9 protein-coding genes are annotated in these 11,774 nt (G+C 71.4%); 8 read left to right on the top strand and 1 reads right to left on the bottom strand.

What is annotated here, in order from left to right:
* Positions 1 to 11 precede the first annotated feature (11 nt).
* Entirely contained in the window at positions 12 to 356 is a 345-nt protein-coding gene (locus tag IT347_06690; protein MCC6349263.1) for a peptide chain release factor-like protein, read from the top strand.
* 106 nt (positions 357 to 462) lie between these two features.
* Here IT347_06690 and IT347_06685 read toward each other — a convergent pair whose 3' ends face one another.
* Positions 463 to 1,170 carry a hypothetical protein gene (locus IT347_06685; protein MCC6349262.1) on the bottom strand — a complete coding sequence of 236 codons (708 nt, stop codon included), beginning with the start codon at positions 1,168 to 1,170 and terminating at the stop codon, positions 463 to 465.
* Between the two features lie 488 nt (positions 1,171 to 1,658).
* Between IT347_06685 and IT347_06680 the strand changes: the two genes are divergently transcribed.
* The 7 genes from IT347_06680 to IT347_06650 all read left to right on the top strand — a co-directional run bounded on the left by IT347_06680 (position 1,659) and on the right by IT347_06650 (position 11,757).
* On the top strand, positions 1,659 to 2,267 hold the full coding sequence (locus IT347_06680; GenBank protein MCC6349261.1) for a sulfite oxidase-like oxidoreductase: 609 nt from the start codon (positions 1,659 to 1,661) through the stop codon (positions 2,265 to 2,267).
* A gap of 18 nt (positions 2,268 to 2,285) precedes the next feature.
* Positions 2,286 to 4,154: a hypothetical protein gene (locus tag IT347_06675; protein MCC6349260.1), complete on the top strand. Its 1,869-nt coding sequence runs from the start codon at positions 2,286 to 2,288 to the stop codon at positions 4,152 to 4,154.
* 107 nt (positions 4,155 to 4,261) lie between these two features.
* A complete protein-coding gene (gene clpB / locus IT347_06670) occupies positions 4,262 to 6,865 on the top strand; it encodes an ATP-dependent chaperone ClpB (GenBank protein MCC6349259.1) in 2,604 nt (867 codons plus the stop codon).
* A 56-nt stretch (positions 6,866 to 6,921) separates the two neighbouring features.
* Positions 6,922 to 7,107 (top strand): hypothetical protein, encoded by a 186-nt coding sequence (locus tag IT347_06665; GenBank protein ID MCC6349258.1) that lies wholly within the window; start codon positions 6,922 to 6,924, stop codon positions 7,105 to 7,107.
* 69 nt (positions 7,108 to 7,176) lie between these two features.
* Positions 7,177 to 8,184 carry a GNAT family N-acetyltransferase gene (locus IT347_06660; protein MCC6349257.1) on the top strand — a complete coding sequence of 336 codons (1,008 nt, stop codon included), beginning with the start codon at positions 7,177 to 7,179 and terminating at the stop codon, positions 8,182 to 8,184.
* A 19-nt stretch (positions 8,185 to 8,203) separates the two neighbouring features.
* Positions 8,204 to 9,622, top strand: a complete 1,419-nt coding sequence (locus IT347_06655) for a phenylacetate--CoA ligase family protein (GenBank protein ID MCC6349256.1) — start codon at positions 8,204 to 8,206, stop codon at positions 9,620 to 9,622.
* Positions 9,623 to 9,855: 233 nt separating this feature from the next.
* Entirely contained in the window at positions 9,856 to 11,757 is a 1,902-nt protein-coding gene (locus IT347_06650) for a DUF1565 domain-containing protein (GenBank protein ID MCC6349255.1), read from the top strand.
* Positions 11,758 to 11,774 lie beyond the last annotated feature (17 nt).

The raw sequence follows: 11,774 nt of genomic DNA, 5'->3' as shown, positions 1-11,774 counted from the left end.
ACATTCCGCGCATGGCGCTCCCGGAACACCTGCTCAGGCTGCTCGCCCAGTGCGACGTCGAGGCGTACCGCTCCTCGGGTCCGGGCGGGCAGAAGAAGAACAAGACCGAGTCGAGCGTGCGTGTCCGGCACCGGCCCACGGGGCTCGTGCGCGTGGCGACGGAGAGCCGCTCGCAGACCCGCAACCGCGAAGCAGCGCTCGAACGCGTCTGGCGGGCGCTCGAAGCCCGCAGCCGCAAGCCAAAGCCGCGCGTGGCCACACGGCCGACCGCGGCCGCCCGCGCGGACCGGCTCGAGGGCAAGCGCCGGCTGGGAGAGCGCAAGCGGCTCCGCCGCCCGGCCGGGACGGACGAGTGACACCCCGGCCGCCACGGGTTCGCCGCGGCGGCGCTGACGAACGCGGGTCCTGCTGTCCAGGCGCCGGGCGGCGGATTCGGTCCTGTCCGCCGGACACGTCCGGGACTTACAGGCGCGACAGGGATTGGAGCTGCGCCAGCTTGCGCTCGGCCACGCGCTTGCGATCCGCGGAGGCTTCGATCCAGCGGTTGGCCGCCTGCTTCTGGGCTTCGAGCAGATTGCGGAGGAGCGAGCGATACTCCGCGACCTTGTTCGCGTCGCTCGGCTGGGCGACGACCTCGGCGTGCTTCCGCGCCGCGTCGAGTTCCAGCTCCAGGGCCTTCACGCGCAGGTCCCAGGCCTGGCGCTCCGCCTCGAGTCGGACGGCGTCCGCACGCAGGGCGTCTCGCTGCCGCAGGAGGTACGCCTGCTCGTTCGTCTGCTGTTTGAAGGCGGCGTCCAACTGGGTGCGCTGGGCCTGGTCCTTCGCCTTGCCGGCCACGTCGCGCCGCACCTTGGAAGTCTTCATCTCCTCCTTCATGATCTTCGCCCTGCCGTCGGCCTCGGCCGCGCGGCGGCGCGTGTCGTCGATCTCGCTGGCGGAGGCCCGCTGAAGGTCGCGCGCGTCCTCGAGATAACGGCCGAGGTCCGATTCGCTGCGCGGAACGTAGATCGAAAGCAGCTCCGCCAGCTGGCCGCCCGGGAGCATGGTCGCCGGTGAGGTCGGGGCGCTCGTCGTCGGTGATTCGGCCGGCGTCTGGGCAAGGGCGGAGCTGCACGGGACGCTGGCCAGGGTCAGCAGCAACGAAACGGTCCCCAGGAGCGGTCGGTTCATCATGGCCTCTTTCGTCGGGTGGCGCTGTGCGATCCCGGTTCCGAGCGTGCACAGCCTTGGGTGGGTCACGAAGGTTGCGATGGCGTCTCGAACGGCATGGAGAACGAGCGGCCGGAGGGACGCGAACACCGTTTCGCCACGAGGGCGATCGCCCCGGAGAAGTCCGCAACCCCTCCTCAGGGAAAGCTCCCCTGCGCGGGCGTGCGGCCGGGCGCGAGATTGACGAATGAGCGGGGCGTTCGCAAGACCGGCCCACGTCGAAGTCCGGCAGGCAACCCCCCGCCACGATGACCCGGCTGTTTCGAACCGCGGGAAGCTGCCGACGGTGGACCTCGAGGGTGAGCACGAAGTGGCTCCGCGGCCCGAACGCTCCGCGGGTGCGGCGTTCGGTGGGCCCTGATCCGCCGCGGTCACGGCCGGTTGACGAGCGGCCCGAGGCCCGGCTTACTCTCGCGAGTCCTTCCTCCCGAAACGCAGGAATCTCCGGCATGAACTCCGAACGACATCCGGCCGATATCGTCAGCAGTCCACGGCAGGAGCCCCGGCTCCCGCCGGGTCAGATCGTGACGGAGAAGTGGCCCGTGTTGCACCACGGCTCGGTCCCCGTCATCGACCTCGCCCGCTGGGATCTGAGGGTGGACGGCCTCGTCGAGCGCCCACGGCGCTGGACGTGGGACGAGTTCCAACTCCTGCCGCGGGTCCAGGTGCACTCGGACATCCACTGCGTGACGCGGTGGAGCCGCTACGACAACACTTGGGAAGGCGTGTCGTTCCGCGAGCTGACGTCGCAGGCCGCCCCGAAGCTCGAGGCGCGCTTCGCGATCCTGCACGCGGAAGCCGGCTTCACGACCAACCTGCCGCTTTCGGAGCTTCTCCAGGATGACGTCCTGCTCGCCGACCGCCACGATGGCCAACCGCTCGCGCCCGAGCACGGCTGGCCGCTGCGTCTGGTCGTGCCCCGGCGCTACTTCTGGAAGAGCGCGAAGTGGATCCGCCGGATCGAGCTGGTGGCCCGCGACGAGCCCGGTTTCTGGGAGCGCAACGGCTACCACAACGAAGCGGACCCGTGGCGCGAGGAGCGCTTCTCGGACTGGTGACGCGCGCGGGGGCGGAGCGTGAGCGCGCCGACCCACGTCCAGCGCTGCCGCCAGCTGCTGCAGGAGCAGCTCGAGGCGATGGCCACGCTGCGCACCGCGAACGTGCGCGACCAGAGCTTCAAGAACTGGCGCCAGAACACCGTCACCGCGATCCAGCGCATCTGGCCGGGCGACCGCGAGCGGGTCGAGCGTTTCCGGCGTGTCGTGTTCACGCCGCCGCATTCGCGCTCGGACGTGAAGCTGAGCCGCGAGTGGTTCGGCAAGGGCATCGGAGAATCGCGCGCCTACCTGCACAAGCTGCTCGAAGCGATCGACAGCGAGGGTGTGCCCGTTCCGGCGGAAGGCGATCGCGATTTCGAGTCGCGTGCGATGGAGGAAGAGGTCGGCTTCCCGATGCTGGACCTGAGCGAGTCCGCCGGCGACCCGCCGGTCGGGGAAGAGGCGGGCGCGCCGGAGACGAGCGAGCTCGGCTTCACCTCCGGCTACGCGACCCCCGATGACCAGGGCGCTTCGCCGGGCGACCCGCGGTCGCCGGGCCCTCCGTCCCTGCGAATGCGCTGGAAGCTGCCGACCCGGACGGAAGCGGCCCGGCGCGAGACGCCGGCAGCCGACGCTCCGCCAGCGCTGGACGATCCGCGCGCCATGCCCGCACCGGCGGTGAGCGAGGACCGCCCCACGCTCGAGATTCCCCGCCCGCCCCTGCGTCCCGCGGCCGGGCCGCAGGAGCAGGCCGGCGACACGCAGCCGGAGGCCTCCGCGCCGGCGCAGGAAGCCGTCGCCGAGGCGGCCGGGGAGACTCCCGGGTTCGCTGCCCCGCCGGCGGCGGTTCAGCCCGGCGCCGATGCCGCGCCGCCGCCGCGCCGCGAAGCCGCACGCGTCGTCAGCAAGGGACGAAACGGTCGCGGCAGGACGAAGAAGCCGGCCTCGAAGGAGAAGCTCAAGGACCTGCTCGGACTCGACAAATTCGAGGCGCATGCGCCGGGCGCGTTCGCCGCGCCATCGGCCGCCCCGGCTCCCGGGCCTTCAGCCCAGACGCACGCGCCGGCCGCGTCGCCCGCGCCGGCCGCGTCGCCCGTGCCGGCCGAAACGCCCGCGTCGGCCGCAACGCCCGCGTCGGCCGCAACGCCCGCGCCCGCCGCATCGCCCGCTCTGGAAGCATCCCCTGCGCCGGCCGTCACCGCGCCGGCGCCGCCCCCGGCGCCCGAAGCGGGGCGTGAGCCGGTGGCGAAGCCCCTGCCTGCATTCGCCGATGCGCACGCGAGCGCGGCTGAACGCTCCGCCGCCGACGGGCCCGGCAGCGCCGGCGAGTCCCCGGTCGCCGACGAGCCCGGAAGCGACGCTTCGCCCGCGATCGCCGACGGGCCCGTGCGCGCGTCAGCGCCCGCAGCCGCGGAATCGCCCGCGCGCGCTGCCGCACCGGCGGCGGCCGCGGCCCGGACGCCCGCCGCGGCGCCCGAGGTCGCGCCGGCGCCCCGCGGGCCCGAGGTCCGCGAGCGCAGGCCGTCCGCCGCCGCCGGCGAACCTCACGACGAAGGGGGCGAAGTGAACGAGCAGGACCGCGAGCGCGCGACGCTCGATTTCATGCAGAACTCGCCGGTCTTCGGGGTCGTCGGCAAGCCGGTTCAGCGGCGTACGGACACGACCGAGTTTCTCGACCCGGACGCCGTGGCCGTCGCGACGCTCGCGGCCGACCTCGGCCGTTACGCCGTGCCGGACGGCCTGCGCCCCTCGCTGGCGGCGCGACTCGCGGATGTGGCCCGGTGCCTCGAAGCGGGCGAGCTGGACTGGGACCTGCTGCGCGGCGCGATCACCGACGCGATGCAGTACCCCGAGCTCGCACGGCGCCTGCTGCCGGTGCTGCTGCCGTGGCTCGAGCGCGCGGCCTGAGCGCGCGCGAACACCTGACGACTTCCTGAAACGTGTCTCCGCGGCCGCCGGCGGCCGCGCATCGCTGTGCTACCTTCGCGAATCGAAACGCCGGAGGTGAGCACACGATGAACTTCGATCGCTACACGCAGAAGTCCCGGGAGGCCGTCGAGCGCGCCCAGCGTTCCGCCCGCGAGCTGGGACATCAGGAACTGCGCCCCGAGCACCTGCTGGCCGCGTTGCTCGCCGAGGAAGGTGGCACGGTGCAGGCGGTGTTGAACAAGCTCGGCGTGCGCGCGGCGACGCTCGGGGCCTACGCGGACGAGGCGCTGCAGGCGCTGCCGCGCGTGCAGGGCGGCAGCCCGTGGCTGGGCGACGCCCTGCGCTCGGTGTTCGAGCGCGCCGAAGCCGAATCCGGGCGGCTCAAGGACGACTTCGTCAGCACCGAGCACCTGCTTTTCGCGCTCGCCGACGGGGCGCACCCGGGCGGAGCGCAGCGCGCGCTGGCGCGCGCGGGCGTCACGCAGGAGGCCCTGCTGCAGGCGCTCACCAACGTGCGCGGCGGGCAGCGCGTGACCGACGACAGCCCGGAGGACAAGTACCAGTCGCTCGAGAAGTACGGCCGCGACCTCACGGCCGCGGCGCGCGCCGGCAAGCTCGACCCGGTCATCGGGCGCGACGACGAGATCCGGCGCGTCGTTCAGGTGCTGGCGCGCCGCACGAAGAACAACCCGGTGCTGATCGGCGATCCCGGGGTCGGCAAGACCGCGATCGTCGAAGGGCTCGCGCAGCGCATCGTGCTCGGCGACGTGCCCGACTCGCTCAAGGACAAGCGCGTGATCGCGCTCGACCTGGGCGCGCTCGTGGCGGGCACCAAGTTCCGGGGCGAGTTCGAGGACCGGCTCAAGGCGGTGCTCAAGGAAGTCACGGCCGAGGAGAACCGGATCGTCCTGTTCATTGACGAGCTGCACACGCTGGTCGGCGCCGGCGGGGCCGAAGGCGCGGTGGACGCGGCGAACCTGCTCAAGCCCGCGCTCGCGCGCGGCGAGCTGCACTGCGTCGGCGCCACGACGCTCGACGAGTACCGCAAGCACATCGAGAAGGACGCGGCGCTCGAACGCCGCTTCCAGCCGGTGCTGGTCGGCGAGCCGGGCGTCGAGGACGCGATCGCCATCCTGCGCGGCCTCAAGGAGCGCTACGAGGTCCACCACGGCATCCGCATCAAGGACGGCGCGCTCGTCGCGGCCGCGGTGCTGTCGAACCGTTACATCACGGACCGCAAGCTGCCGGACAAGGCCATTGACCTGATCGACGAGGCGGGCTCGCGGCTCAAGATGGAGATCGACTCGATGCCGGTCGAGCTCGACGAGATCACCCGGCGCGTCAACCAGCTCAAGATCGAACGCATCGGGCTCGCGAAGGAGTCTGATTCGGCGGCCCGCGAGCGGCTGCGCCGCCTCGACGAGGAGCTGGCGAAGCTCGAGAAGGAAAGGGGCGGGCTCGAGGAGCACTGGAAGCGGGAGAAGGCGGCGGTGACGCGCATCCGCGAGCTCAAGGCGGAGCGCGAGCGGCTCAAGCTCGAGGAAGCGCGCGCCGAACGCGCGCAGGACTTCGAGACGATCGCCCGCATCCGCAACAACGACCTGCTCAAGCTCCAGCGCGAGCTCGACCAGGAGTCGGCGCGACTGGCGGTCGTGCAGCAGAAGCAGCGCATGCTCAAGGAAGAGGTGGACGAGGAGGACGTCGCCGAGGTCGTGGCGAAGTGGACGGGCATTCCCGTCACGCGGCTGCTCGAGGGCGAGGTCGAGAAGCTGGTCCGCATGGAGGACCGCCTGCACGAGCGCGTCGTCGGCCAGACCGAGGCCGTGCGGGTCGTGGCGGACGCCGTGCGGCGGGCCCGCGCCGGGCTGCACGATCCGAACCGGCCGACGGGCTCGTTCCTGTTCCTGGGCCCCACGGGCGTCGGCAAGACCGAGTTGGCGCGCGCGCTCGCCGAGTTCCTGTTCGACGACGAACGGGCGATGGTGCGGCTCGACATGAGCGAGTACCAGGAGAAGCACACCGTCGCCCGCATGATCGGCGCCCCTCCCGGCTACGTCGGCTACGAAGAAGGCGGCGCGCTCACCGAGGCGGTCCGCCGGCGTCCCTACGCGGTGCTGCTGCTCGACGAGGTCGAGAAGGCGCACCCCGAGGTGCTGAACGTCCTGCTCCAGCTGCTCGACGACGGCCGCCTCACGGACGGACAGGGACGCACCGTGGACTTCCGCAACACGCTCGTCATCATGACCAGCAACCTGGGCTCGGACGCCATCCTCGAGCTGGGCGAGCGCGATCGCGAGCGCATGGAACGCATCGTGCAGGACGCCCTGCGCGGGCACTTCCGGCCCGAGTTCCTCAACCGGCTCGACGAGATCGTCGTCTTCCACGCGCTCTCGCGCGAGGACCTGCGCAAGGTCGTGGACCTGCAGGTCGCGCGCCTGCGCGCGATGCTCGCCGAGCGCGGCATCGCCCTCGTGCTCACCGACGCCGCGCGTGACGCGCTCGCCGAGGAGGGCTGGGACCCGCACTTCGGCGCCCGGCCGCTCAAGCGCACGCTGCAGCGGCGCGTGCAGAATCCGCTGGCGCTGAAACTGCTGGAGGGCGAGTTCAAGACGGGCGATACGGTGGAGGTGGGACGCGGGGACGGAAGCTACGTGTTCAGGGCGCTGCGGTCCGAGGAGGCCCGGGTCTGAGCCAGAAGCGGGGACTGGATGCCAGCAGCAAGCTGGGCCGGGCGGTCTTCGCGCTCGTGGACGCGACGCTCAAGATGCCCGCGGACGTCCGCGCGCGGGCGGTGCGGATCAAGAACCTGATCGAGGTGGATCCCGAAGACCCGATGACGCGCTTCAAGATCAATCCCGAACTCGACATCCTGATGCGCGACCCGAAGCTGAACGCGCAGGTGCGCGCCGTTCAGCGGGCGATGCCGAAGTAGTCCAGACGCGCCGCTGGCCGCGATCCCGCCGGACGCGCGGCCCGCGGGCCCACCCTCACCCGAGCGACCATGACCGTCCAGACCTGGGACACGCGCGAGCACGTTCCGAACGGATTCGACGCCGCCTGGGCCGCACGACTCTCGCGCTGCCGGCTGGCGAACTTCACGATGGACCTGGCGCTCGTGCGCTGGGAGGCCGCGCGCGGCAAACATGCCCGGCTCGCGCTCGTCGAGGAGGGCGCACGCCGCGCGGCGCTCGTGCTGCGCGAAGGCGCGAAGGGCTACGAGTCCGGCTGGCCGTGGCGCTGGCAGGTCGGGCTCGAAGCGCCCGAGGACGCGCCGTTCACCCCGTCGCCCGAGGATGCGCGCTGGCTCTACGCGCGCGGCAACGCGCTCGCGGGCGGGCGCCGCCTGCTGCTGCACCTGCCGCTCGCGCCCGCCGGAGCCGCTCCTTCGCTGTTCGCGGGCGCGACGCTGGTCAAGGACCTGCGGCCCTCCGAGGACGAGCTGCTCAAGAGCCTCGACGGCAACAAGCGACGCGCGATCAACAAGGCGCGCCGCGAGGGCTATACGGTCGCGATCGCGACCACGCTCGAGCAGATGCGGGTCTTCGCCGAGCTGCACCTGGTCGTGGACGAGCGGCACGGCTTTCACACCGGTCCCCTCGCCGAGTCCCCCGGTCCGACCGAAGCCTGGCGCGAGTGGGAGCACCCCTGGCAGACGCTGTGGGTGGCCGAGCGCGAGGGCAAGGTCGTCGCCGGCTCGGGCTTTGGCCACTACCCGGGCGGCATGATGGACTACCGCGCGAACGCTTCCACGCCCGAGGCGCTCAAGGCGGGCGCGAACGCCCTGCTCGCCTGGGAAGCCCTGCGCCAGGGCCGCGAATCCGGCCACCGGGCGATGAACTGGGGCGGCGTCACGACCTTCAAGCAGGAGCTGCGCGGCGAGCGGCTCGAGTCGCATTGCTGGCTGGGGGGCGGCGCGCTCTGGGCGCTGCCCAACCACGCGGCCTCGGCCGCGAGGGCGGCGCGCGCGCGCCTCGCGTCGCTGGTCCGGTCCAGGTCCGCGAAGGCGTAGCGGGCCGGCCGTGTCGGGCATGAGCGGCTTGAAGCAGGCGCTGTACGATCGCGCGCCCGTGTGGGTGCAGAACGAACTGTGCACGCTCTGGGGCCGGCGCCTCGAGCGCGAGCGCTACGGGCCGGCGTTCGCGCGCTTCGCGGCCGGGTGGGCGGAGCGTCGCTCGTGGAGCGAGGAGCGGCTGCGCGAACACCAGCGCGAGCAGCTCGCCTCGCTGCTCGCGCACGCGGCCGCGAAGGTGCCGCACTACGCCGGGCGCTGGCGCGAAGCGGGCGTCGCCCCCGGTGACTTCCGCGACCTCGCCGATCTCGCGCGTTTCCCGGACACGAGCAAGGACGACGTCTTCGACGCGGGCGAGCGCATGGTCTCGAGCGCCGCCGACCGCGATTCGCTCGTCACGCTCACGACCGGCGGCACGACCGGGCAGCCGCTGCGGCTGTGGCGCACGCGCGAGGAACTGCAGGCGCACTACGCCGCGTTCTGGGACCGCATGCGCCCGGGCATCCGCCGCGGCGAACGCTACGCCGCGTTCCAGGGCAAGGAGGTCGTGCCCGCGGGCCAGAAGTCCCCGCCCTTCTGGCGCGACAACCGGGCGGCGAACCAGCGGCTCTACTCGATGCGCCATCTCGCGCCGGGCCGCGTCGAAGCGTACGCCCGCGACCTGGCCTCGACGACGTTCGCGTACTATCAGGGCTACGCCAACTTCATGGCGGTGATCGCGGAGTTCATGGCCGACCGGGGGATTTCGCCGCGCGTGCCGCCGCGCGCCGTGTTCAGCACCTCGGACCAGCTGAGCGCCGCGACGCGGAAGCTGCTCGAAACCACCTGGAAGGCGAAGGTGCACGACGACTACGGTCAGGCCGAGTGCGCCTCGCTGATCGGCGAGTGCGAGCACGGCAACAAGCACGAACACCTCGACTACGCCTACACGGAGTACCTGCCCGCGGGCGAGGAGGGCGGACTGCAGCTCGCGGAAATGGTGTGCACCGGATTCCTCACGCGGACGATGCCGCTGATCCGCTACCGCGTCGGCGACCACGTGCTGCTCGCGCCGCGCGAGCGCTGTCCGTGCGGGCGCCCGGGGCCGGTCATCAAGGCCATCCGCGGCCGGACGAGCGAGTTCATCCTCACGCCGGACGGCCGGCGCTACCCGACCGTGACGCACTTCGTGGACCTGCTGCGCAACGTTCGTCGCTCGCAGGTCGTGCAGGAGCGCGAGGGCGAGATCACCGTGCGGGTGGTGACGCTGCCGGCCTTCGGCGACGCCGATGCCCGGCACGCCGCCGACCTGTTCGCGTCCCGAATCGGCGGGGGCCTTCGCGTGAAGGTCGAGAAAGTGGCCGAGCTGGAGCGCATGCCGAACGGGAAGATCCTCAACATCATCAACCGCGTCCCGGGTTACGCCCCGGGAAGGCTGACGGCGACGGAGTCGGACTGAATGGCGGTCACGCGCGGAACGCATGGCGAAGGGCGCGGGAAAGTTGCAGAATGCCCGCCGCTGGCCGGGCCGGCCGCGGACCGGCCGGAAACGTGATGCGACGTGACGGCGGGGCCGATACTTGAGTCGTTCCCGTTGAGCCCGCGCGAGGCACAGAGCGTGCATGCCATTTCGCCGCACTCGTCCGACCCCGACACCCAGTGTTCCGCAGCCCCACGAAAGCGAGAGACTCCATGTCGCACCTGACGTGCCCCGGCCCGCGCACTCTGCGCGCGCGCGCGACATTTCCGGCCGTGGCGCTGCTCGTGGGCGCCGGCCTGCTCCTCGCGCAGGCGGCCGCCGCCACGACCTATTACGTCGCGACGAACGGCAGCGACTCGAACCCCGGCACTTCGTCGGGCTCGCCCTGGCGGACGATCGGCAAGGCGAGCTCCACGATGGTCGCGGGCGACGTGGTGCGCATCTCGCCCGGCACCTACTCCGAGACGCTGCAGCCCGTCGCCAACGGCACGAGCGCGAACCGCATCACCTACATGGGCAACATCTCGAACCCGTCGGGCGTGGTGGTGAACGCGATCCAGTTCTACGGGCAGGACTACATCTCGATCAAGGGCATCACGTCGAACGGCGAGATCAACGTGCTCGCGAACACCTCGGGCAACTCGGCCGACCGTGACAGCATCCTGTACTGCGTCGGGCGCAGCGGGCTGTCCATGAGCGGCGCCTGGTACAGCGTGCTCGCGAACAGCTCGATCGGCACCGGCGACGCGACGGACAAGGTCAACTTCTCGGCCTACCCGGGCGACAACCGCACGCCGCAGGCCTCGGTGACGCAGTGGTGCACGATTCAGGACTGCACGTTCAACCTGGCGACCCTGAACGGCGGAAACGCGATGACCGGGTACTACATGAGGAACAACCGGTTCCTCCGCAACCGCTACCGGATCACGATGCTGGCGGGCGCGTCCGACACCCACTCGAACACCCTCTACCGCTGCGTCAACAACCAGTGGATCGACTGTCGTTACACGCTCAAGAACCTGGCCGGGTACGAGGTCTACATCCTCAATCAGCGCGACTCGTCCCGCTTCAACGTCTGGGTGCGTGACACGTTCGAGGTGGACCCGACCAGCACCATGTCGGTCAAGTGCGAGTTCGCGACTTCGGGCAGCTACCCGCAGACGGTCCGCTACAACTCGTGGACGAACTGCGTCTTCAAAGTGGACGGCATCTGCGGCTACCAGAACCCCGGCTACGGCGACCGCATCGAGGGCAACGTTTTCACGCTCAAGCAGGCCTGGACGCCCAAGGGCGACAGCATGGTCGTCCGCCACAACACCTTCTACAACTCGACCGGGCCGATCGTGTGGGACACGCAGCAGGTGGACCTGACGCGCAGCAGCGTGGTCGGAAACCTCTTCTACGGCAGCGGTGCCGCAACCAACGCCCACGTCTACATACCCGACGCCGCGTCGAACCGTGCGGACAGCAACCTCTACTACGCGACGGGCAACGACCCGGCGCGCGCGGTCTACAGCCGCTCGGGCAGCGTCTTCTCGGCGGTCGGATCGGGCACGGCCTGGTGTTCGACCTACGGCAAGGACTGCAACTCGCTGTGGTCGAACCCGCAATTGATGGCGGCGTCGTGGAACGCCCCGGACCTGCGCCCGGCGAACGGCTCGCCGGCGTACGCGTCGCGCTGGCCGGATGGCTACGCGGGCGCCTTTCCCGCCTCCTCGCTGATCGGGGACACCACGCCGCCGAACGCGATCGCGAACCTGGCCGCCGGCCAGCCGGCGGAGAACAGCGTGCTGCTCTCCTGGACCGCGCCGGGCGACGACGGCTCGAGCGGCATCGCCGCCGCTTACGACATCCGCTGGTCCACTTCGCCGATCGACGCGGGCAACTTCGCTTCGGCGACGCCGTTCACGTCCGTGCCCGACCCGCTCTCCGCGGGCCAGCCGCAGACGTTCGTGGCGCTCGGCCTGCAGCCCTCGACGCAGTACTGGTTCGCGATCCGGACGCGCGACGAATCCACCAACTGGTCGGCGGTCAGCAACGTCGCGACCGCTACGACGACCGCGCCCGACGCGACACCGCCTGCCGCGATCAACGACCTGGGCGCCTCACCGTAGGGCCGCACGCGCACGCG

The sequence above is a fragment of the Candidatus Eisenbacteria bacterium genome, assembly GCA_020847735.1.
GTDB lineage: Bacteria > Eisenbacteria > RBG-16-71-46 > RBG-16-71-46 > RBG-16-71-46 > CAIXRL01.
This window is presented reverse-complemented; position numbering and strand designations above follow the sequence as displayed.

Excerpts from the sequence above, each read along its gene's own strand:
- IT347_06690 (MCC6349263.1), top strand. The coding sequence starts at position 12 with ATGGCGCTCCCGGAACACCTGCTCAGGCTGCTCGCCCAGTGCGACGTC.
- IT347_06685 (MCC6349262.1), bottom strand. The coding sequence starts at position 1,170 with ATGAACCGACCGCTCCTGGGGACCGTTTCGTTGCTGCTGACCCTGGCC.
- IT347_06680 (MCC6349261.1), top strand. The coding sequence starts at position 1,659 with ATGAACTCCGAACGACATCCGGCCGATATCGTCAGCAGTCCACGGCAG.
- clpB (MCC6349259.1), top strand. The coding sequence starts at position 4,262 with ATGAACTTCGATCGCTACACGCAGAAGTCCCGGGAGGCCGTCGAGCGC.
- IT347_06660 (MCC6349257.1), top strand. The coding sequence starts at position 7,177 with ATGACCGTCCAGACCTGGGACACGCGCGAGCACGTTCCGAACGGATTC.
- IT347_06655 (MCC6349256.1), top strand. The coding sequence starts at position 8,204 with ATGAGCGGCTTGAAGCAGGCGCTGTACGATCGCGCGCCCGTGTGGGTG.
- IT347_06650 (MCC6349255.1), top strand. The coding sequence starts at position 9,856 with ATGTCGCACCTGACGTGCCCCGGCCCGCGCACTCTGCGCGCGCGCGCG.